The following is a 940-nucleotide window of genomic DNA, read 5'->3' as shown; positions in this document are numbered from 1 at the left end:
AGAGCGCGTTTGGTTTGTGGGTTGGTCGGGTGTGTCGCACAGTGGGTCCGACCGATGAGCCTGGCTCGGTCGATGGATAGGTATGGATCGAGTGCGGCGGTACCCCTCTGACCTGACCGACGCCGAGTGGGAGATCATCGAGCCGATGCTGCCGTCTCCGCAGTGGATGGGCAGACCAGAAAAGCATCCCCGGCGGGCCGTCATCGACGCCATCTTGTACGTGGTGCGTACCGGTTGCGCGTGGCGGTACCTGCCGGTCGACTTCCCGCCCTGGCAGACCGTGTACGCGCACTTCACGCGGCTGAACAGCCGCGGCGTGACCGAGCGGATCCTGACCGAACTCCGTGAACAGATCCGGGTGGCTCACGGCCGTGACCCGGAGCCGACGGCGGGGATCATCGACTCCCAGAGCGTCAAAGGCGCCGACACTGTGCCGCGGGACTCCCGCGGTTATGACGCCGGGAAGAAGATCAACGGCCGGAAACGGTTCATCGTCACCGACACCCTCGGACTCCTGGTCACCGTCTGGGTCCTCGCCGCGTCCTGGCAGGACCGCGACGGCGCCAAAGGAGCCCTACTCGCCACCTACGCGGCCACCCCGATCCGGCACGTCTTCGCCGACACCGGCTTCGCCGGCCGCCTCGTCGACTGGGCCCGCGACCTGCTGCGCACCACCGTCGAGATCGTCCGCAAACCCGCCGACCAGAAAGGCTTCGTCGTACACCCCCGCCGCTGGGTCGTGGAACGGACCCTGGCCTGGATCACCGCCCACCGCCGCCTGGCCCGCGACTACGAAACCCACCGCGCAACGTCAGAGGCCATGATCCGATGGGCCGCCCTCGGCGGCATGCTCCGCCGCCTCACCCGAGGCGAACCCGCCACCCGCCAACAACGCCTCACCTTCAACACACCCGACTGACAGCAAAGTGAAACGCGCTCT

The 940-nt window shown here is 67.6% G+C and carries 1 protein-coding gene; it reads left to right on the top strand.

Going from position 1 to position 940, the window contains the following annotated elements; all coding sequences use genetic code 11:
• Positions 1 to 82: 82 nt before the first annotated feature.
• Complete coding sequence (locus tag ACLQ29_RS35360) at positions 83 to 919, top strand: IS5 family transposase (protein WP_425775700.1); 837 nt, start codon at positions 83 to 85, stop codon at positions 917 to 919.
• Positions 920 to 940 lie beyond the last annotated feature (21 nt).

The organism is Micromonospora sp. DT228 (genome assembly GCF_049841595.1).
Classification (GTDB): Bacteria; Actinomycetota; Actinomycetes; order Mycobacteriales; family Micromonosporaceae; genus Micromonospora.
This window is presented reverse-complemented; position numbering and strand designations above follow the sequence as displayed.